This window comes from Luteolibacter sp. LG18 (assembly GCF_036322585.1).
Lineage (GTDB): Bacteria > Verrucomicrobiota > Verrucomicrobiia > Verrucomicrobiales > Akkermansiaceae > Luteolibacter.
The window spans coordinates 1,040,775-1,059,172 of record NZ_AP024600.1; the positions used below are offsets into that span (position 1 = coordinate 1,040,775).

Consider the following 18,398-nt stretch of genomic DNA (forward strand, 5'->3'; position numbering starts at 1 on the left):
GTTCTCGTTCCGGCGGCAAGCGCAAGCCAAAGGAGTCGAGGCTTCAGGCGAGGAGGGTCTTCCGGGAGGCGGAGGCCTGAAAGTTTGCGGGTTGGCAGTGTTCAGTTTTCAGGGAGAGAAGACGAACTTCGCCAATCCCTTCCTTTTGCGATTTTTGCGCCTCTTTGCGGCTGGGATCTCTCCCTCCTCCACGCCTCGACAAGGCCTGCCGTGACTGGAAAGGTCGATATCGCCCATGCCTCCCGAACGCCCCATCGACCTCCGCTACGAACAGGATCCGATGACGAGCCGCGAATGCGCGGCCCGCTACCGGCAGTCCTTGGAAGCGGGCGACGACGATGTCCACCTCGCCTTGATTGACTATCGTGCCGGAAGGGAGGAGCTGGATCTCGGCATCGAGTATGCTGGCAGCCCCGACCCTCTCGACCGTGCGACCGGGGCTGACATCCTCGCCCAGCTCGGCTGGGGAGAGCCCTACCGCGCCTGGGTGCCGGAGAGCGTGGCCATCCTGATCCCCCTGCTCTCCGATCCGGACAACCGGGTGGTGGAAAGAGCGGCGGTCGCGCTCGGTTTCCGCGGAGATCCGGCGGCCATTCCCCATCTCATCCAACACGCGGCGCATCCGGACCCATCCGTTCGTTACGGCGTGGCCCATGCTCTCGCGAGCTGGAACACGACCGAGACGGTGGAAACACTGATCCATCTGGCGAACGATCCCGATCGGGACGTGCGGGATTGGGCGATCTTCGGGTTGCCGGAATCAGGTCCTCATTTCAGTCAAGCCCTGCCCGCCTTGCTCAAGGCCTTGGACGATCCCCATCCGATTGTGAGGAGCCAGGCCTTGGAGAAACTCGCGCTCGCCGGTCACCCCGGAACACTGGAGGCCATTGCCCGGGAATTGCTGCGACCGGACGTCGATTTCGTCACGTTCGAAGCCGCCGAATCGTTGGGCGATCCCCAACTACTGCCCTTGTTGGAAGCCTGCCGGTCCCAATCGCCCAAGGACGGGTCCCCCTACGATCACTACCTCGAAAGAGCGATCCTCCGGTGCCGGGAAGGCGGAGATAATCCCCGGGAATGAGCTCTTCCCTTTTGCGATTTTTGCGCCTCTTTGCGGCTGGGATCTCAAGAGACTCTGCGTCCCGGAAGACCCTCCTCGCCTAAAGGCTCAACTCCTTCCTCAGAGCAAGCGGGCGAAGCGCTCCTGGAGGTTGGCGCGCCATTTTTCCAGGAACGCGAGATTGCGGACATGCCGGGCGGCCTGCGCCGCGGAGACCTCTCCGGTCTCGATGGCGGGAAAGACCGCCGTTTCCACGGCAAGCGCGGCGTCCACGCTGGAGATCGCCGCCTCCACCGCCTCACGGCACGATTGGGTCTCGCCTTCCAGCATCGCCAGCACCAGCGCCGAGCGGGCCTCGCCTCGCTTGCGGACGATGGCATCCGCCCGCTGCATCACCGTGCCGACCTGGCCGAAGAGATCCATCAGCTCCGGGGCGATCACACCGCGGTCATCGCCCGCCTCGCCGCGCAACGTGAGCCAGTGCTTCAGTCGTTTCGAAGCACTGGCGAGCGTGGCGAAGGCCTGCTGCACCAGCGCGAAGTCCGCCTCGCTGCCGCCCGCATCCGGATGCACCCGCTTGCCCGCCTCACGGAACGCCGCGCGGAGCTCCTCCTCGGAGATCGCCAGCGCGCGGGGAATCCCCAGAGTCTCGAAGGCATCCATCCTCTTGCTGAAAACTGAACCCTGAAAACCGACAAACTGTCAGGCTGCGAAACTCTCGCCGCACGAGCAGGTCACGATCGCGTTCGGGTTGCTGACCTTGAAGCCGCCCTGCTGGAGGTCGTCGGAGAAGTCCAGCTCGCTGCCGCTGACGAACAGCGCGCTCTTCGGATCGATCACCACGTTCACCCCGTTGCTGGGGACGAGGATGTCACGGTCGCGCGGGCCATCGACGAGATCCATCTTGTATTGGAGTCCGGAGCAACCGCCGCCGACCACGGCGATGCGGAGCGCGCCTTCCGGCCGCCCCTGCTTCGCCAGCAGGCCGCGCAGGTGGCTGGACGCGCCATCGAGGACGCGGATCAGCTTTTCATTGCCGACCTTGAAATTGACCGTGGGAGCGCTCACGGCGGGAACCTGCCTTGGTCCGCGGGATTCGTCAACCCGCCCGCCGGAAGCCCACAACTGCCAAGCTTTCCGCGGCAGTCGGCTGGAAACTCCGGAATTGAACACAACAACGAATTTTGCGGGAATGCCGCCGACATGTTCCGTTTGCCAATTGTTTGTTTGATCCTTTCGACCGGTGCCGCGTGGGCGGAGGTCCCATTGATTCCCCGCCCGTCCAAGGTGGAGGAAAAGGGCGGCTCGCTCGATCTGGGTGCCTCGCCCAAGGTCCGTCTCGCGCCCTTCACCGGCAGCGACGTCGCGCTGCTCGATCTTTCCGCCGCCGCGGGAAAACCCCTGTCCCAAGCCTCCTCCGGCGAGACGCCGCAGATCGTGGTGGTCCGCGACAAGGCCGCGCCGAAGGGCGAGGGCTACCGCCTCGACGTCAGCTCCCGCGGCGCGCTGGTGAGCGCGGCCGATGACGCCGGCCTGTTCTACGGCACGCAGTCGCTGGCCCAGCTTCTGGCCTCGACCCAAGGCAAGAGCCTGCCCTTCCTCTCGGTGGAGGACGCACCCCGCTTTGGCTGGCGCGGCTACATGCTCGACGAGGCCCGCCATTTCTCCGGCGAGGTGGCCGTGAAGCGCCTGCTCGACGCGATGGCACGCTACAAGCTCAACCGCTTTCACTGGCACCTCACCGACTCCTCGGGCTGGCGCATTGAGATCAAAAAGTATCCGAAGCTGGCCACCATCGGCGGCCGCGGCAACGAGACCGAGCGCACCGGCGACTCGCCGGTGCAGTTCTACACGCAGGAGGAGATCAAGCGCATCGTGGCCTACGCGAAGGCCCGCCAGATCACCATCGTCCCGGAGATCGACATGCCCGGCCACGCCGATGCCGCGGTGCTCGCCTACCCGGAGCTCGATGGTGGCGGCATGCCCGCGCCGAAAAAGTGGCCGCACTTCACCTTCAATCCCGCCAAGAAGGAGGTTCTGACCTTCCTCGACGACGTCCTCAAGGAAGTCGGCGGGCTGTTCCCGGACGCCGGGGTGATCCACTTCGGCGGCGATGAGGCGAACTTCGGCTGGCAAAAATGGCCGGAACTGCCGGAGGTGAAGGAACTGATGGCAAAGGAAGGCCTGAAGGACAACGACGCCGTCGAGGGTTGGTTCAACCGCCGGATGGCGAAATCCGTGAACGCGCTGGGCTTCAAGACCGGCGGTTGGGACGAGATCGTGGCCCGCGGCCTGCCGAAGGACCAGACGGTGGTCTTCTGGTGGCGTCACGACAAACCCGGTGTGCTGCGCCAGGCGCTGGACGGCGGCTACCCGGTGGTGCTGTGCCCGCGCCGGCCGCTCTATTTCGACTTCGTCCAGGATGGCAGCCACAAGGACGGCCGGATCTGGGGCGGCTTCAACCCGCTCGCGGACGTCTACCAGTTCCCCGCCAGCCTGAAGCTCTCCGAGAAGGACGAGAAGCTGGTGCTGGGCATGCAGGCCTGCATGTGGACCGAGACGATGAAGACCCAGGCCCGCCGCGACTTCATGACCTGGCCGCGGCTGGTGGCCATGGCGGAGGCGGCCTGGACCCCTCAGGCGCGGAAGGATTTCAAGTCGTTCGAAGGCCGCCTCCCCGCCGAGCTGGCGTGGCTGAACGCCCACGGCATCAAGACCTGGGACCCCTACGTGAAGACTCCGGAAGTCTCCGACAAGGGCGTGAAAGTCGAATATCCGGACACTCCCGAAGCCCCCTGAATCCGGAATTTTTAAGCATTTTGCTTCCCCGGCAGCCCGAACTTTTAGATTTTCGGGTTGCCAAGCGGGCGAACCCTTCCTAGGTTCCGCGCCCCGCGTTCCAAAACCGAACTTTTTCCTGTCATGTCCAAGCACAACAGCCTCAAGGCCAGCGGCACCGTTGGTGGCAAGCGTTCCGTCCTCAAGCGTTTCGAGCGCGTGAAGCTCCTCAAGGAGCGCGGCGAATGGAAAGCCGGTCGCACCCCGATCGGTCTGCCGAAGACCAAGCACGAGGGCTGATCGCCTTCCCGTTGCTTTTCCGCAAAACGCGCGGATCCCTCGCGGGGCCGCGCTTTTTCGCGTTTAACGACACCGGTTCCGGTGTTTAGATTTTCCCGACCGTTTCCCGAGATCTCCAGCCATGAGCGAAGAAGGCATCCGCCTCAACAAGTTCCTCGCCTCCTGCGGCATCGGCTCGCGCCGTGGCTGTGACGAGTTCATCCAGACCGGCCGCGTGGAGGTCAATGGCCACTCCTGCACCAATCCCGGGATGCGCATCGGCCCGGAGGACCACGTGAAGGTGGACGGCCGCCGAGTCGTCACCAAGACGCCGGTGGTGGTGGTCTTCCACAAGCCGCGCGGCTTCGTCTGCACCAAGGAAGACGAGCTGGGCCGGGAAACGATCTACCAATTCCTGCCGCCCGGGCTTCACCACCTCCACCACGTCGGCCGCCTCGACCGCGATTCGGAAGGGCTCCTCATTCTCACCAACGACGGCGACCTGACGCAGAAACTCATGCATCCATCGAAGTCGATGGAGAAGGAGTACCACGTCACCTCGAATCAACCGTTCGAGAACCCGCATCTCGACCAGTTCCTCGTCGGCATCTACACGCCGGAGGGCAAGCTGAAGGCGAAGTCGATCGAGCGCCAGTCCGCGCGCCGCATCAAGATCGTGCTCGAGCACGGCGCGAAGCGGCAGATCCGCGTCATGTTCGAGGCGATGGGCTACCAGGTCACCAAGCTGCTGCGCGTGCGCATCGGCTCACTGTGGCTGGGCGACCTTGAACCGGGCGATTTCCAGCAGCTCAATGCCACCGAAATCGGCATGCTGCTGAAGAACCCGAAAGCCGCGGGCAGCACCAAGGTCTTCACCAAGGAAATCCTCGACGAGCGCAAGGCGGTGGAAAAGGCCCAGAAGGCCCGCGCCGCCGCCGCGGAAGCCGCCGGCAAACCGGCCGCCCGGAAAACGGCGAAACCCGCCGCCCGCCCGACCGCGGGACCGAAACCGCGCGCCAGCGCCAAGGTGGACCTCACCAAGAAGCCGAAGCCCGCCAAGCGCGGCCGCCCGCAGGCCACCTCCCGCTCCGAGCGCACCCCGAAGCGCCCGGGCAGCAAGCGGCACCGGTGATCGGCAAGTCTCAGTCTTGGGCCGCAAGCGCCTTCAATCGCTCGAATAGCGAGAGCAAGAATTCCCGCTGATCCCGCGCTTCTTCCAAAGATCCCGGACTCGCCTCTCGAAGACGGCTGTACGCCGTCATCGTTCGCAGTTTCCATCCCTCAACATCACAGGAGGTGATGGCATATCCGCTGGTGCCCTGGCCGAGCGTCACCAAGGCATGGAGGTATCCAGCGAGATGAGCCAAAAAACTCGTATCTTCTTCACATTCGGAGAGAGCTTCCTCGATGGCCTCCTCCAAAAAGCGGACGACATCGTCCATGGCGCTGTAGCCACCACTGCCTGCCCACAGGGAAAACCGCTTGGGATCAATTGCCCTGAGTAGGGTTTGAACTCTTTCCGCGATTCCCAACAAGTAGGACTCCCAAGCGATGAGACCCATCCTATCCGACTGGAACCTGCGTTCGCTTCCACGGCGCAGCCAAGGAGGGCCGGATGGCCATCCAACCGGGCGGCAAGTCCGCCACTTCCAAAACCGAGGGATCCAGGTCAACCACCTCCTTCAAGGCAACGATCATCATTTGATCCTCCGACGCTGCGTCAGCCGCATGAAACTGCCATGCGTGGTCATCTTCGTCATGGTAGACATGAGTGATGGGTTCGTGCTCCCGCATCACCAGGGAAGTGGTGAAAGTCGCGCAGTTCGGAGATTGATCGAATGGCCACGGGGCGCTCATGGTGGTCTCATCGTTATTCGCGGATGCTCAGGATTTCACTCAGAAACTCTTCCCGGCTGGCAATCAGGTCGCTCGATGATTTGGGCTCCCTGATTCCCGAGGGATCTGAAGGGGAAGCCCTGAACTACGGTCAGGGAGAAGGCCAGTGGCGGATCGGAGCCACGGTTTGGGGCATCTACGCGGGAGATGGCGGCTATTACCTCCAATTGGAAGAAGGCGTCTTGGACCTCAGGGAGGCCCATCGGATGATCCGGGGCATCCTGGCCCGGATACGTTCGACCTGGGGAAGCCAGATCCGGGGCGAGATCGAAGGGATTTGGCACGGGGACACGCCCTCCTAGGTTCCAGGACCAGCTAGGTGGGCAGCTTTCCCTACCTCAAACGGGTGACGAAAAAACCTCATCGGACGCTTGTCGTCCCGAGAGCGGCTTTCATAGGTTCCCAGCCAACATAGAGCCCGCACGGGGTTTCATTTTCCATTTGTTAGCTGCATTCCATCGATCATGAGCAAGTCATCCAAAAAGGACGCGAAGCCCAAGGGCGCGAAGAAAGAAAAGGCCTCGTCGAAGAAGGCCCCGGTCACCAGCCACGCGGCCGATCCCGTTTTCACCCCATCGAAGGAGTTCTCCTCGAAGGCCCGCATTTCCTCGCTGAAGCAGTACAAGGCGCTGCACAAGGAATCGATCGAGAAGCCTTCCACCTTCTGGGGCCGTGAGGCGAAGGAGCTGGTGTGGCGGAAGCCGTGGAAGAAGGTGCTCGATTGGAAGGCCCCGTACGCGGAGTGGTTCCAGGGCGGCAAGCTGAACGTGGCCGAGAACTGCGTGGACCGCCACGCCGAGGGCCCGCGCAAGAACAAGGCCGCCATCATCTGGGAAGGCGAGCCAGGCGACAAGCGGGTGATCACCTTCGGCCAGTTGGCCAAGGACGTGGCCCGCTTCGCCAACGTACTCGAAGCGAACGGCGTGAAGGCCAAGGACCGCGTGCTGATCTACATGCCGATGGTTCCCGAGGCCGCGGTGGCGATGCTCGCCTGCGCCCGCATCGGCGCGGTGCACTCGGTGGTGTTCGGCGGCTTCGCCTCGGAGGCGATCGTCGACCGCCTGGAGGACTCCGGCGCGACCGCGATCGTGACCGCCGACGGCGGCTGGCGCCGCGGCAAGATCGTCCCGCTCAAGCCGGCGGTGGACGAGGCGCTTTCGAAGTATGACAAGGTCAAGACGGTGATCGTACTGAAGCGCACCGGCAACGAGACCGCGATGACCGAGGGCCGCGATGTGTGGTGGCACGACGAATCCGCCAAGGTGTCCTCGAAGCACGTGGCCAAGGCCTTCGATTCCGAGCACCCGCTGTTCATCCTCTACACCTCCGGTTCCACCGGAAAGCCGAAGGGCATCCTCCACACCTCCGGTGGCTACCTCGTGGGCACCTACGCCACCTGCAAGTATGTCTTCGACATGCGCGATGACGACGTTTACTGGTGCACCGCGGACGTCGGCTGGATCACGGGCCACTCCTACATCGTCTACGGCCCGCTGGCCAACGGCGTCACCCAGGTGATGTACGAAGGCGCGCCGAACCACCCGGACTTCGGCCGTTTCTGGCAGATGATCGAGGAATACGGCGTCACGATTTTCTACACCGCGCCGACCGCGATCCGCGCCTTCATCAAGGCGGGCGACCAGTTCCCGGACAAGCACGACCTGTCCTCGCTGCGCCTGCTCGGCTCGGTGGGCGAGCCGATCAACCCGGAGGCCTGGATGTGGTACTACAAGAAGATCGGCGGCTCCCGCTGCCCGATCGTGGACACCTGGTGGCAGACCGAGACCGGTGCCATCATGATCACCCCGCTGCCGGGCGCGACCCCGTGCAAGCCGGGCACCGCCACCCTGCCGTTCTTCGGCGTGGACGCGGCGATCCTCGACGAGTCCGGCAAGGAGTGCAAAGCCAACGAGGACGGCCGCCTGGTCATCCGCAAGCCGTGGCCGTCCATGACCCGCTCGATCTACAACGACAAGGCCCGCTACAAGAAGACCTATTGGTCCGACTTCCCCGGCTTCTACACCGCCGGCGACGGCGCGCGCCGCGACAAGGACGGCAATTTCTGGATCATCGGCCGCCTCGATGACGTGCTCAACGTTTCCGGCCACCGCCTCGGAACCGCCGAGATCGAGAGCGCCCTGGTCGCCCACGCGTCCGTGGCGGAATCGGCCGTGATCGGCCGCCCGGACGACCTCAAGGGCCAGGCCGTGGTCGCCTTCGTGACCCTGAAGGAAGGCTTCGAGGGCACCGAGGAACTCCGGATCAAGCTCCGCAACCACGTCGGCACCGTGATCGGCGCGATCGCCAAGCCCGACGACATCCACTTCACCCCAGCCCTGCCGAAGACCCGCTCCGGCAAGATCATGCGCCGCCTGCTGAAGGAACTGGTCACCACAGGTGACGTTTCTGGCAACACAACGACGCTTGAAGATCACAACGTGATCGCCAATCTTCGGGCTTCGCTCGCCCGTTGATCCGGCTTTCCCGATGACACCCACGAAATTCTTCGTCGCCCGCGTCGCGCAGGCGTTCGGCATCCACCGCAAGACCAAGCGGATGTCGGACGCGGCCAGCGAGATGCACCTGCTGCGGGATGCCGAGACCTTTCTCGGCATGTCCGTGTGGGAACGGGTGGCGGAGATCGAGGAGTTGTCCGTGGAATACTGGAACCTGCGGAAGCTGGTGAAGGAGCAGGAATCGATCCGCGAGCGCCTCGCCGTGTGCGAGGAGGAGCTCGCGGTGGCGCATGCCGAGCGATCCAGCCTGCTCAATACCCAGACCGAGCCCCAGCAAGGGGTGACGGAGGAACGGACCGCGATCATGACCCACCTCGAAACGCTGGCCCGCCAGCGCGACGAGGTGGTGGCACGCGCCCGGGAGGTCCGCCGCAGCTACGACGGGGTGAAGATGAAACTGGAGGTACTCACCAAGGAGAGCACCGACAGCCCGGAAATCATCGCGGCCCGCGAGAAGCTGGAGCAACTGAAGGAGAAGTTCGCCGAGCTGAAGCAACAGCGGGCGGAGATCGCCGAAAAGATCGAGGTCGGCGATGTCGAACTGGACGCCTGCGACGCGAAACTCACCGAGCAGCGCCAGGTCCGCCGGGAACAGGCGTCCCACGCCTTCCAGGTGATCGGGGACGCGAACCGCGAGATTTCCACCCACCGGGCCGAACTCGGTCTGATCGAGACCCAGATGCGCCAGCTCCATTCGGAGATCGGGCGCTTCGTGAGCCGCAATCCCCGGCACCCACACTGCACCGAAGCCGCCAAGCCACACCGCGGGCTGGTGGAGGTGATGCGCGCGCTGCGGGCATCGATCGCGATGAACCACCGTCTGGCCGGGCAGTCTTGAGCCCGCCGCCTGCGGCGGAGATTCAAGAGCCCAGAATCCAGAACCCAGAGAAGAGAGGAATGCGAAAATCCTCTGCTGGGTAGGAAGTGGATTCCTCCTATCTGCCCCTCACTTTTCCATGGCCCGAATCCACCCCTTCTTGTCTGGGTTCTGGGTTCTGGGTTCTGGATTCTGGATTCTGGGCTCTGGGCTCTATCTTTTCTCGATGGCGACGAGCGTGATGTCGTCCATCTGGCGGGAGGTTTCGCCGGTGAAGGCTTTCAGCTCGCGCTGGACCGAGGCGAGGATCTCCTCCGCGCCGAGCGGGGCGGCGGCCTGGAAGACGTCGGAGAGACGCTTGGCGCCGAATTCCTCCTCCTTCGGGTCGACGGCTTCCTTCACGCCATCGGTGTAGAACAGCAGGCAATCGCCGCTTTCGAGGGTGATCTCGAAATCGCGGGTGACCCGCTCGAAAACGTCCCCGGCATCGATGCCGACGGCGAGGCCCGGCGGCTTCAGGAACTCGACGGTGCCTTCCCGGCGGCGGTAGAGCAGGGCGGGATCGTGGCCGGCGCGGGCCATGGTCACGCGGCCCTCGTAGGGATGGAGGATGGCGTAGGCCATGCTGATGAACATGTCCTCGCGGATGTCCGGGAAAAGCTGGCGGTTGACGGCGGAAAGCACCTTGGCCGGGGAGTATTCCCCGGTGGCGGCGGAGCGGAGCACGCTGCGGCACATCGCCATCAGCAGGCCGGCCGCCACGCCCTTGCCGGAAACGTCGGCGATGGCGATGCCGTGGCGGTCGTCGCCAATGCCCACGTAGTCATAGTAGTCGCCGCTGATGATGCGGGCGGGCAGGTTGGTGCCGCTGATCCGGTAGCCGGCGATGACCGGATCGGCCTGCGGCAGGAGAACGTGCTGCACGTCCCGGGCGGTTTTCAGTTCGCTCTCGATGGCCCGTTTCTCATGGGCCTCGCGGTGGATGTTGGCGTTGCCTATGGCGAAGGACGACTGCTCGGCCACCGAGCGGAACACGGCGAAATCGTTACCGCTGAAGGGGCCATCCTCGTGCTGGCGGGCCACGGCGATCACCCCGAGGTCCTTGCCCGCGTGGCGGAGCGGAGCGACCAGCGCGGCGACCTCACCATCGTAACGGATGAAGGCATCGCGGAAGGCGTCGTGGTTTTTCACGTCCGGCACACGGATGGCCTCGCCGACGGTCAGGCTGTGGCCGAGGATACCATCGTCCACCCCGACCTTGGCGAGACGCACATGGCTTTCCAGCACGCGCGGATCGCGCTCGGCGCGTTTCCGGATCTCCACCGGCACGCCGATCAGCGGCGGGCAGTTCTCCGAAACGTAGGCCGGGATCAGGTGCTGGCCGTCATCGCTGAGGTAGTAGATGGCCCCGCCGCGGGCGGTGACGACCTTGTCGATGCCATCAACGATCATGCGGGAGAGCGCCTTGATGGTGGTGTCGCTCTCGATGGCGCTGCCCAGATCGTGGAGGAAGGCGAACATCCGGTGCTCCTCGCCTTCCAAATCCTTCAGGCGGGTTTTCATCCGCCGCAGCCGCCATGCCCAATCGTGCAGGATCAGTCCTCCGACCAGGATCACCAGGCCGAGAAGTGTGAATGCGATGGCGGCGTACATCCGGTTTCCTATTTCAGCGACCACCCATCCACAACCGGGGGTCAGCCTTCCTCGCTGCGTTTCGAGGCGACCTCCGCCTCGAGTAGACTCACCACGCCCGCGAATTTTTTCGCATTCTCGCCACTGGCGGAAGAAAGAACCTTGTGTGCCTCCAGCACGTGTTTCGCCCGGTCGAGCTGGCCAGGAAGGCCCGGAGCCTGGAGCGGGGACAGGGAGGCGCGGATTTCATCGACCTTGCCGCGCCACGGGGCGACCGGCGGATCGATCTCCAGGAGAAAGTCGAGACCGAGATCCTCGAGGGAGCGGCGGTTGCGCTCGCCCGCCTCGGCGACCTGGACCTTGCCCCCCGGTGCGGAAAGCCGGGCGGAGAGCCCGGCCAGCGTGCCCATGAAGGTGGAATCCATGCCGGTACAGGCGGCGAGATCGATGACGAGACAGCGCTCACCGGCGGCGATCCGGGATTCAGCGTATTCCTTCAGGGCCGGGCTCGTCAGGAACGAACCTTTTCCTTCGCATCGAATCCAAGTGAACCCGTCGTAGGTTCCGACGAGAATGGCATTTTCAGCAGTCACGGGAGTCATCCCGCAATAAGCGGGAGGTGCAGGCTATTAAACTTCCATCCGGGGTTCGGGTCAACCGCCCATCCGTTCTAATTCTGTCAAATCATTGCCACAAATAGGACCGGCGGGAGGCGATCTCCTGTCCGCCGCGGCGGAGGGAGATCCGCCAGGCGAGAACCTTGCCGCCTTTCGTGTAGTTGTCCCCGATGATGGCGAACTCGGCCTTGCCCGCGGTGGCGGAGGCGTCGAATTGCTTGGTCTGGCGCTTCACGCGGCTGCCGGTGGCCCCCTGCTGGTATTCGAAAACGATCTCGGCCGGGGCACCGGTGGAGGCATCCGACCAGATCACGTCGTAATATTGACCGAGCCGCTGGGCCTGCTCGTTCACGCCGATGGCCCCGTGGAGACGGCGGAGCTTTTCACCCCGGATCATGGGGTCCTCGTTGTAATCGGATCCCGCGTCGCGGAGGGTGAACTGCTTCACCACCAGCGGCTGCCTGCTGGCGCAGGAAGCGAGGAGCGCGGTCAGGGCCACGAGGATCAAGGGTCTCATCGGCGGGCATTCAAGCAGCCGCCGGTTCTTTTCCAACCCCGAAGTTCCATCGGTTCTTGGCTCCCGGACAAATCCTCGCCTAAGCTGCCACCCATGGACCAAGCCGTCCTCGACCGACTCGACACCTTCATCCGCAAAAAAGGCCTGCGCCGCACCGGCCAGCGCGATGTGATCGTGCGCGCCGCCTTCGCCACCGATGACCATTTCACCGCCGACGAGTTGTTCGAGCGGGTGACCCGCGCCGATTCGACGGCGTCCCGTGCCACGGTGTACCGCACGCTTTCGCTGCTCGTGGAGGCCGGGCTGCTGCGGGAGATCGAGCTGGGGGACAACCACAAGACCTACGACCCGAACTTCGTCGACAAGCCGGCGCACAACCATCTGGTGTGCATCGACTGCGGCCGGGTGGTCGAGTTCGAGGACTCCCACATCGAGCTGATCAACGACTGCGTGACGCGCCGGCTGGGCTTTCGCCCGGTGCGCCAATCGCTGAAAATCGAGGCTGGCTGCGAGCAACTGCGCCTCAAGGGCCGCTGCCCGAACCTGATCGCCGCCCGCCTGTCCGGCAAACGCCTGAGAAAGAAACGCTGAGCCGCCATGTCCGACGTGCCCCCTCCCACGCCCGCGCCGGTGAAGAAGCGCGGCTGTCTGGTTCCGATCCTCGTGAGCATCATCGTGGTGCTGCTGGTGGTGATCGGGGCATGGTGGTGGGTCAACCGGCCGATCCAGCCGGTCCAGCTCAGCGCCCAGGAAAAGGCCGCGGTGGAACAAAAGCTGGAGGCTGTGCAGGCCCCTGCCCGGCCAACCTATGAGAAGGGCGCGAAGGAGATCATTCTCACGGAGCGCGAGCTGAACGGCCTGCTCAACGAGAACACACAGCTCGGCAACACGCTGAAGTTCGAACTGGTGAAGGGCGCGGTCCACGCCCGCTACGAGACCGATCTGGACAAGGACCTGCCGGTGGTCGGCGGCAAACGCCTGAAAGCCCGCGCGCGGTTCTTCGTCAGCAACGACCAGGGCCAGCCGCATCTGGTGCTGGATGACCTGACGGTGTGGGGGATTTCCCTGCCGAACGACTGGCTGGGCGGCCTGAAGGGCCACGACCTGCTGGGCGACACCGTCGGCCAAGGCCGACGCGGTGGCTTGGCGGGGGTGGAGGACATCCAGGTGGAGGACGGCCAGATCCGGATCAAGCTGAAGGAGTAGCGCGAAGCTTGGCTTCGCGTGTGGAGGAGAGCCCGATGGAACCGGGAATGCCCTTTTCCGAAAAGCGCCGTCACCTGCACGCGAAGCCAAGCTTCGCGCTACTTTTGATGACGATTTTTGACTGCGATAAAACGAAAGGATCCGCAGATTTTAACAGGTGACAAACCGGCCGCGGCATTCATGCTGCGCGCCGTCATGTTGAAATCCGGCATTTTCAATCCGCACGTGCTCGATCTGGTGGCGCGCGTCCGCCACACCAACACCCTCGTCATTTCCGACTGGGCTTTCCCATTCTGGCCCGAGATCGAGACGGTGGACATTTCCCTGACCCACGGCATCCCGACGGTGCTGGACGTCCTCAACGTGCTGGCCCCGAATTTCCAGATCGGGAAGATCTGGCAGGCCGAGGAATTCGCGAAGGTGAACGACGCGGCGACCATCGCGCGCTTTGACTCGGCCTTCGCTGCCATCGAGGGCGCGACGGTGACCAAGCTGCCGCACGTTGATTTCAAGAAACTGGTGCCGGGGGCCATCGGCCTGATCCGCACCGGTGACGCGACTCCCTACGGAAACATCATCCTGGAATCGGCCTGAAATGAGCCACGCGCCATCCCCCTTCCGCACCGCCGTCACCCTCTGCACCTTTCCCGAGGCGGCGGCAGGTCCATTCGTCTTCCATGGCACTCTGGAAGACGGCTTCGCCAAGGCCGCTGCCCATGGGTTCGATGCCGTAGAACTGTTCCTGCCGGGACCGGATGCCGTGCCGGTGGAGGAAATCCTGGCACTTGCCGATCAACACAAGCTGGCCATCGCAGCGGTGGGTTCCGGTGCAGGCATGGTGAAGCACGGGCTTTCCCTGACCGATCCCGATGCCGGGCAGCGGGAGAAGGCGCGGACCTTCCTGCGGGAGATGATCCACTTCGCCGGGAAGCTCGGCGCGCCGGTGATCCTGGGCTCGATGCAGGGAAAATCCGGCGGCACGGTGAGCCGGGAGCAGGCGCTCGACTGGCTGGCGGAGGCGCTGCAGGAGGCGGGAGCCGCGGCGGCTCCCTACGGCGTGCCATTCCTCTACGAGGCCCTCAACCGCTACGAAACAAACCTTTTCAATCTCCAGGCCGCCGCGGCGGCCTTCCTGGAGGAACGCGGCATCGCGAACGTGAAGCTGCTGGCGGACCTCTTCCACATGAACATCGAGGAGGACGACGTGGCGGCCGCACTGATGGCCGCGGGCCCTTGGCTGGGGCATGTCCACTGGGCGGATTCGCAGCGGCTCGCGATGGGCACGGGCCACACCGATCCCGCCCCGCTGGTGGCAGCGCTGCGGCAGGCGGACTACACCGGCTATGTCTCGGCGGAGATTTTCCCGCGTCCGGACGCGGATGCGGCGGCGGCCCAAACGCTGGCCTCGCTGCGGGCGTTCGCGGCGGTTTGATTTTTCGCGTTTCCTCGGGGGCGTTCGCGGTTACACGGAGCGCGCGGGCGCGCCGTCCGCACCATCCCCGATTACCGCCATGTGGAAAGGCCGCTTCGCCCAAGACACCTCCTCGCTCGTCCAACAATTCGGCGAGTCGATCTCGTATGACTGGCGTTTGTTCCCGCACGACATCGCGGGCTCGATCGCCCACGCGCGCGCCCAGATGAACGCCGGGCTGCTCACGGCGGACGAGTTCTCGCAGATCGAGACCGGGCTGAAGGAGATCCTCGCGGACATCGAGGCCGGGCGCTTCGAGTTCAAGACCTCGCTGGAGGACATCCACATGAACATCGAGGCGGAGCTGACCAAGCGCATCGGCGCGGCCGGCGCGAAGCTCCACACCGCCCGCTCCCGCAACGACCAGGTCGCCACCGATACCCGCCTGTATTCCCGCCACGAGATCGGCGAGCTGCTGGCCGGGATCGAGACCCTGAAAAGCGCCCTGCTTTCCCAGGCGGAAAAGCACGCCGCCACGGTGGTGCCGGGCTACACCCACCTCCAGCGCGGCCAGCCGGTGACGGTGGGCCACCACCTGCTCGCCTACGTCGAGATGCTCGACCGCGACAGCTCGCGCCTCGTCGATTGCCGGAAACGGCTCAACATTTCCCCGCTCGGCTCCGGCGCGCTGGCTGGCTCCACGATCAACCTCGACCGCCGCGCGATCGCCGCGGAACTCGGCTTCGATGGCGTCACGGTCAACTCGATGGACGCCATCGCCGACCGCGACTACATCGCCGAGCTGCTGTTCGCGATCTCGCTGTGCGGCGTGCACCTGTCCCGCCTCAGCGAGGACCTGATCCTGTGGTGCTCGGCGGAGTTCGGCTTCGTGACGCTGTCCGATGCGCACACCACCGGCTCCTCGCTGATGCCGCAGAAGAAGAACCCGGACGTCTGCGAGTTGACCCGCGGCAAGACCGGCCGCCTCGTCGGCAACCTCATGAACCTCCTCGTCGCCGTGAAGGGCCTGCCCCTCACCTACAACCGCGACCTCCAGGAGGACAAACCGCCGCTTTTCGACTCGATCGACACCCTCAAGCTGATCCTCGCGGTGAATTCCGAGATGATCGCCGCGATGGAGATCCGCACCGAGCGCTGCCGCGCCGCGGCCAGCGACCCGATGCTGCTGGCGACCGACCTGGCCGACTGGCTGGTGAAGCAGGGCGTGCCTTTCCGCCACGCGCACGAGCTGGTGGGCAAGGCGGTGGCCGAGTCCGTGGCCACGGGCGTGCCGCTCGACCAGCTCGACCTCACCGCCATCGATCCGGCCTACACGGCGGACGCGAAGTCGGTGTTCTCGCTCGACCGCGCCCTCGCGGCCCGCACCAACCCGGGCGCTCCGAACCCGGAGAACGTGAAGGCGGAGATCGCGAAGCGGAAGTAGTAGAGCAACTTTGCAAGTTGCGGATGGGCGAAGTGGAGACGTTCAGGAAGCCCGAACGTCTCCAACATGCCCGCCGTGAGATGCGGCGAATTACAAACTTGCCCTACTTCGGCAGCGCCTCGAAGACGAGCACCTGGAAGGGCTTCAGGGTGATCGCCAGCGGCTTGTCGGCGGCGATGGTGCCGTCGCCGGGGATCGTGTCACCCTTCGGGGAAACCAGCTTGTAGGAGCCCGCGGCACCGGCCGGGAGCTCGAACAGCGAGGCCGGGGTGGCGGAGAAGGTTTGCTCGCGGTCGGAGGGATTGCGGAGGCAGAGGATACCCTTTTCCTTCGACCAGGAGGCCCAACCGTAGGTTTCGAGCTTCGCCGGATCGCCACCGATCCAGTGGGTGTCCACCAGGGTGGCGGCATTGCCACGGGCCCACTTCGCGGCGGCGGCGAGGGTGTCCCAGTTCTCCTGGGTGAGCAGGGACGGGGTGATGTACATCTCCTCCATCTGGGTGCCGTAGGCGAAGCCGGACCAGATTTCCTCCGGCAGGTTGTTGCCCGGATCCTCGTTCAGCCAGCGGGCGTGCTTGGCGTAGATCACGCCGTGGACCATCAGCGAGTTGATGGGGAACAACGGCGAGACGGCGACGTTGTTCTTGTAGATGTTCGCGTCGCGGAAGGTGATCCACTGCTGGCGGTGGGTGCCGGTGCCGATGAACTCGTGGTCGTAGTTGCCACGCCAGATCGAGTCCGCGGTGCCGAACCAGAACGGCGAGGCCCAGGTGCCGGTGGTGAGGTTGATGTAGAGATCGGACCGCTCTTTCCGGAGATCGCCGATGAGGGCGATGACGGCCTCGAAGTCGCTGCCGAAATCGGAGCCCGGCTGGACCTTGCCGGCGTCGCCGGTGCCATCGAACTTGAAGTGGTTGATGCCATTGTCGCGGATCATGCGCAGGCACATGTCGCGGAAGAGCTTGTAGTAGTTCTTTCCGGAGAGGGCGAAGCCGGTCTCGTTGGTCTCGTATTCCTTGCCCTTCTCGCGACCGGTGTTGGCAGCGGCGATGCGGGCGTCCTTCGGCGGGCCGTAGCCGCCCCAGGGTGAGAACCAGACGCCCGGGCTGGCGCCGTAGCTTTCGGCCAGCTTGCGGACTTCCTTGAACTCGTTCGGCATGCCCTTGTTGAACTGCCAGAGGGTGGCGGGATCGTCCCAGCCATCGTCGAAGAGGAAGCTGTCCACCTTCACGCCGCGCTTCTTCACCAGCTCCTCGCCGTAGGCACGGACCACGTCCATGGCGGCCTTTTCATCGAAGCGGCTGAAGTAGCCGATGTCATACCAGGTGTTGTAGTTCAGGAACGGGGCGTAGGGGCGGGCGCGCTCGGCATTGATGTAGCCGAGCTGGAACTCGCGGCGGAGCTGGCCGGGCTGGGCGACGCCGACGATGGACGAGACGACGAGCGGCTTGTTATTGGCGACCTTGGTCTTGCGGGTGAGCAGGGCGGTGACGCGGCCGTCCTTCACGCTGTTCGCGGCCATCGGGTGCTCGATGCCGCAGTAGAGGGTGTCGTTGACGGTGACGGGCGCGCCTTGGACGGAGCCCTGGACGCGGGCATTGTCGGCGGCGAAATCGAGCAGCTTGATCTCCTTGATGTCGCCGTTGTCCATGTGCGGGGTGAGGGTGACGGTCTGGCGGAGGTAGGCGGCACCGTCGCGGAGTTCGGCGCGCCAGACGATCTCGTTGCCGGAGGCGTCCCAGGCGAAGCGGATCTCCAGGGTCTGGGCCGCGGCACGGTCGGCGAGGCGGCGGGCATCGGGCTTGGCCTCGATTTTCCCGGCGACGGGCTTGGAGGCGACCCAGTGGGCCGAACCGCGGGTGTAGGTCTGGGGCTTGCCGTATTCGTCGTCGGTTTCCTCGCCGGAGAATTCGAAGAGCTTGGTGCCGAGGTCGTAGCTGCGGCCATTGACCTTGTCGGCAAGGCGGACGCCGGTAACGCGGCCCTCGTCGAGGATCACGGTGAGGGCGAGCTTGTCATTGGCGATCACCGCGCGGCTGTCGGTGACGGTGGAGCCGGAAACGGCGGCCGGCGTTTCCGCGGGAGCGGCGACGGCGGCAAGGGGGAATGCGGACAACGCCAGCGCGGCGAGCCAGAACGGACGGAACGGTTTCATAAAGAACGCCGCGAGGATTCCGCCCGCGGCGTCCGAAGACAAGCGGCGGAGACGGAAAGCCGCCGCGGCG

The 18,398-nt window shown here is 64.7% G+C and carries 19 protein-coding genes; 11 read left to right on the forward strand and 8 right to left on the reverse strand.

The features are described from left to right. Positions 1-235 precede the first annotated feature (235 nt). Positions 236-1,081, forward strand: coding sequence for a HEAT repeat domain-containing protein (locus tag llg_RS04385; protein WP_338288315.1), 846 nt, complete (start codon positions 236-238; stop codon positions 1,079-1,081). A gap of 99 nt (positions 1,082-1,180) precedes the next feature. Here llg_RS04385 and llg_RS04390 read toward each other — a convergent pair whose 3' ends face one another. Beyond that, the gene (locus llg_RS04390; RefSeq protein WP_338288316.1) at positions 1,181-1,723 is read right to left on the reverse strand and encodes a DnaJ domain-containing protein; all 543 of its coding nucleotides are present in this window, start codon (positions 1,721-1,723) and stop codon (positions 1,181-1,183) included. A gap of 39 nt (positions 1,724-1,762) precedes the next feature. Next, entirely contained in the window at positions 1,763-2,128 is a 366-nt protein-coding gene (locus llg_RS04395) for an iron-sulfur cluster assembly accessory protein (protein ID WP_338288318.1), read from the reverse strand. A 135-nt stretch (positions 2,129-2,263) separates the two neighbouring features. Here llg_RS04395 and llg_RS04400 point away from each other — a divergent pair, with 135 nt between their 5' ends. The 3 genes from llg_RS04400 to llg_RS04410 all read left to right on the forward strand — a co-directional run bounded on the left by llg_RS04400 (position 2,264) and on the right by llg_RS04410 (position 5,249). Continuing rightward, the gene (locus tag llg_RS04400) at positions 2,264-3,859 is read left to right on the forward strand and encodes a beta-N-acetylhexosaminidase (protein ID WP_338288319.1); all 1,596 of its coding nucleotides are present in this window, start codon (positions 2,264-2,266) and stop codon (positions 3,857-3,859) included. Positions 3,860-3,982: 123 nt separating this feature from the next. Then, a complete protein-coding gene (locus llg_RS04405) occupies positions 3,983-4,138 on the forward strand; it encodes a small basic protein (RefSeq protein WP_211630986.1) in 156 nt (51 codons plus the stop codon). A gap of 121 nt (positions 4,139-4,259) precedes the next feature. Next, positions 4,260-5,249: a pseudouridine synthase gene (locus tag llg_RS04410; RefSeq protein ID WP_338288320.1), complete on the forward strand. Its 990-nt coding sequence runs from the start codon at positions 4,260-4,262 to the stop codon at positions 5,247-5,249. A 10-nt stretch (positions 5,250-5,259) separates the two neighbouring features. On the opposite strand, the gene llg_RS04415 is transcribed toward llg_RS04410, so the two are convergent. Both llg_RS04415 and llg_RS04420 read right to left on the reverse strand, forming a co-directional pair. After that, positions 5,260-5,679 carry a hypothetical protein gene (locus llg_RS04415; protein ID WP_338288321.1) on the reverse strand — a complete coding sequence of 140 codons (420 nt, stop codon included), beginning with the start codon at positions 5,677-5,679 and terminating at the stop codon, positions 5,260-5,262. Position 5,680: 1 nt separating this feature from the next. Continuing rightward, positions 5,681-5,974, reverse strand: coding sequence for a hypothetical protein (locus tag llg_RS04420; RefSeq protein WP_338288322.1), 294 nt, complete (start codon positions 5,972-5,974; stop codon positions 5,681-5,683). A 503-nt stretch (positions 5,975-6,477) separates the two neighbouring features. On the opposite strand from llg_RS04420, the gene acs reads away from it, so the two are divergent. Continuing rightward, positions 6,478-8,487 (forward strand): acetate--CoA ligase, encoded by a 2,010-nt coding sequence (gene acs, locus llg_RS04425; protein ID WP_338288323.1) that lies wholly within the window; start codon positions 6,478-6,480, stop codon positions 8,485-8,487. A gap of 13 nt (positions 8,488-8,500) precedes the next feature. Continuing rightward, the gene (locus tag llg_RS04430) at positions 8,501-9,367 is read left to right on the forward strand and encodes a hypothetical protein (RefSeq protein ID WP_338288324.1); all 867 of its coding nucleotides are present in this window, start codon (positions 8,501-8,503) and stop codon (positions 9,365-9,367) included. A gap of 192 nt (positions 9,368-9,559) precedes the next feature. Here llg_RS04430 and llg_RS04435 read toward each other — a convergent pair whose 3' ends face one another. The 3 genes from llg_RS04435 to llg_RS04445 form a co-directional block, all read right to left on the reverse strand. Beyond that, on the reverse strand, positions 9,560-10,999 hold the full coding sequence (locus llg_RS04435) for a GAF domain-containing SpoIIE family protein phosphatase (protein ID WP_338288325.1): 1,440 nt from the start codon (positions 10,997-10,999) through the stop codon (positions 9,560-9,562). Positions 11,000-11,040: 41 nt separating this feature from the next. Beyond that, positions 11,041-11,571, reverse strand: coding sequence for an STAS domain-containing protein (locus tag llg_RS04440; protein ID WP_338288326.1), 531 nt, complete (start codon positions 11,569-11,571; stop codon positions 11,041-11,043). Between the two features lie 91 nt (positions 11,572-11,662). Next, complete coding sequence (locus llg_RS04445; RefSeq protein ID WP_338288327.1) at positions 11,663-12,112, reverse strand: hypothetical protein; 450 nt, start codon at positions 12,110-12,112, stop codon at positions 11,663-11,665. Between the two features lie 93 nt (positions 12,113-12,205). Here llg_RS04445 and llg_RS04450 point away from each other — a divergent pair, with 93 nt between their 5' ends. From llg_RS04450 to argH, 5 genes are all read left to right on the forward strand, one after another. Next, complete coding sequence (locus llg_RS04450) at positions 12,206-12,703, forward strand: transcriptional repressor (RefSeq protein ID WP_338288328.1); 498 nt, start codon at positions 12,206-12,208, stop codon at positions 12,701-12,703. 6 nt (positions 12,704-12,709) lie between these two features. Continuing rightward, positions 12,710-13,318 carry a hypothetical protein gene (locus tag llg_RS04455; protein WP_338288329.1) on the forward strand — a complete coding sequence of 203 codons (609 nt, stop codon included), beginning with the start codon at positions 12,710-12,712 and terminating at the stop codon, positions 13,316-13,318. 195 nt (positions 13,319-13,513) lie between these two features. Beyond that, positions 13,514-13,912: an RbsD/FucU family protein gene (locus llg_RS04460; RefSeq protein ID WP_338288330.1), complete on the forward strand. Its 399-nt coding sequence runs from the start codon at positions 13,514-13,516 to the stop codon at positions 13,910-13,912. Between the two features lies 1 nt (position 13,913). Continuing rightward, the gene (locus tag llg_RS04465; protein WP_338288331.1) at positions 13,914-14,750 is read left to right on the forward strand and encodes a sugar phosphate isomerase/epimerase family protein; all 837 of its coding nucleotides are present in this window, start codon (positions 13,914-13,916) and stop codon (positions 14,748-14,750) included. Positions 14,751-14,829: 79 nt separating this feature from the next. Then, positions 14,830-16,173 (forward strand): argininosuccinate lyase, encoded by a 1,344-nt coding sequence (argH, locus tag llg_RS04470; RefSeq protein ID WP_338288333.1) that lies wholly within the window; start codon positions 14,830-14,832, stop codon positions 16,171-16,173. Positions 16,174-16,276: 103 nt separating this feature from the next. Here argH and llg_RS04475 read toward each other — a convergent pair whose 3' ends face one another. Continuing rightward, a complete protein-coding gene (locus llg_RS04475; RefSeq protein ID WP_338288334.1) occupies positions 16,277-18,328 on the reverse strand; it encodes an enterotoxin in 2,052 nt (683 codons plus the stop codon). Positions 18,329-18,398: the final 70 nt, after the last annotated feature.

Excerpts from the sequence above, each read along its gene's own strand:
- llg_RS04385 (WP_338288315.1), top strand. The coding sequence starts at position 236 with ATGCCTCCCGAACGCCCCATCGACCTCCGCTACGAACAGGATCCGATG.
- llg_RS04390 (WP_338288316.1), bottom strand. The coding sequence starts at position 1,723 with ATGGATGCCTTCGAGACTCTGGGGATTCCCCGCGCGCTGGCGATCTCC.
- llg_RS04400 (WP_338288319.1), top strand. The coding sequence starts at position 2,264 with ATGTTCCGTTTGCCAATTGTTTGTTTGATCCTTTCGACCGGTGCCGCG.
- llg_RS04405 (WP_211630986.1), top strand. The coding sequence starts at position 3,983 with ATGTCCAAGCACAACAGCCTCAAGGCCAGCGGCACCGTTGGTGGCAAG.
- llg_RS04410 (WP_338288320.1), top strand. The coding sequence starts at position 4,260 with ATGAGCGAAGAAGGCATCCGCCTCAACAAGTTCCTCGCCTCCTGCGGC.
- llg_RS04415 (WP_338288321.1), bottom strand. The coding sequence starts at position 5,679 with ATGGGTCTCATCGCTTGGGAGTCCTACTTGTTGGGAATCGCGGAAAGA.
- llg_RS04420 (WP_338288322.1), bottom strand. The coding sequence starts at position 5,974 with ATGAGCGCCCCGTGGCCATTCGATCAATCTCCGAACTGCGCGACTTTC.
- acs (WP_338288323.1), top strand. The coding sequence starts at position 6,478 with ATGAGCAAGTCATCCAAAAAGGACGCGAAGCCCAAGGGCGCGAAGAAA.
- llg_RS04430 (WP_338288324.1), top strand. The coding sequence starts at position 8,501 with ATGACACCCACGAAATTCTTCGTCGCCCGCGTCGCGCAGGCGTTCGGC.
- llg_RS04435 (WP_338288325.1), bottom strand. The coding sequence starts at position 10,999 with ATGTACGCCGCCATCGCATTCACACTTCTCGGCCTGGTGATCCTGGTC.
- llg_RS04445 (WP_338288327.1), bottom strand. The coding sequence starts at position 12,112 with ATGAGACCCTTGATCCTCGTGGCCCTGACCGCGCTCCTCGCTTCCTGC.
- llg_RS04450 (WP_338288328.1), top strand. The coding sequence starts at position 12,206 with ATGGACCAAGCCGTCCTCGACCGACTCGACACCTTCATCCGCAAAAAA.
- llg_RS04455 (WP_338288329.1), top strand. The coding sequence starts at position 12,710 with ATGTCCGACGTGCCCCCTCCCACGCCCGCGCCGGTGAAGAAGCGCGGC.
- llg_RS04460 (WP_338288330.1), top strand. The coding sequence starts at position 13,514 with ATGTTGAAATCCGGCATTTTCAATCCGCACGTGCTCGATCTGGTGGCG.
- llg_RS04465 (WP_338288331.1), top strand. The coding sequence starts at position 13,914 with ATGAGCCACGCGCCATCCCCCTTCCGCACCGCCGTCACCCTCTGCACC.
- argH (WP_338288333.1), top strand. The coding sequence starts at position 14,830 with ATGTGGAAAGGCCGCTTCGCCCAAGACACCTCCTCGCTCGTCCAACAA.
- llg_RS04475 (WP_338288334.1), bottom strand. The coding sequence starts at position 18,328 with ATGAAACCGTTCCGTCCGTTCTGGCTCGCCGCGCTGGCGTTGTCCGCA.